The 600-nt window shown below is 61.4% G+C and carries 2 pseudogenes; both read right to left on the reverse strand.

Annotation, left to right across the window (positions count from 1 at the left end):
* Window positions 1-358: pseudogene (gene trpA / locus NDI72_RS21940) on the reverse strand (tryptophan synthase subunit alpha); the annotation flags it as partial.
* A 1-nt stretch (window position 359) separates the two neighbouring features.
* Window positions 360-600, reverse strand: a pseudogene (locus tag NDI72_RS21945) (tryptophan synthase subunit alpha); the annotation flags it as partial.

Here is a 600-nt window from a genome sequence, read left to right on the forward strand (position 1 = left end):
CCTCGCCAATCGCCCGCGCCTGGCGCGCCGTCTTCACCCCGAACCCGACGCAGATCGGCAGGTCCGTGTGTTCCTTGATGCGCGAAACCGCAGCCGAAACATTGTTCGTGTCCGGCAGGGCCGAACCCGTCACACCCGTCATCGACACGTAATAGACGAAGCCCGACGTGTTCTCCAGCACCTTCGGCAGGCGCTCTTCGTCGGTCGTCGGCGTGGCAAGACGAATGAAGTTCAGCCCCGCTTTGATGGCCGGAACGCAAAGCTCCTGATCCATCTCCGGCGGCAGGTCGACGATGATCAGACCGTCAATGCCCGCTTCCTTCGCATCGGAGAGGAAGCGGTCCACACCATAGATGTANTTTGATGGCCGGAACGCAAAGCTCCTGATCCATCTCCGGCGGCAGGTCGACGATGATCAGACCGTCAATGCCCGCTTCCTTCGCATCGGAGAGGAAGCGGTCCACACCATAGATGTAGATCGGGTTGTAATAGCCCATCATCACGATGGGCGTGTCGTCATCGTCTTCCCGGAAATCCCGCGCCATCTGGAGCGTCTTGGAAAGCGTCTGCCCGCCTTTGAGCGCGCGCAGGCCGGCGGCC

The organism is Nitratireductor sp. GZWM139 (genome assembly GCF_030068685.1).
GTDB lineage: Bacteria > Pseudomonadota > Alphaproteobacteria > Rhizobiales > Rhizobiaceae > Nitratireductor > Nitratireductor aquimarinus.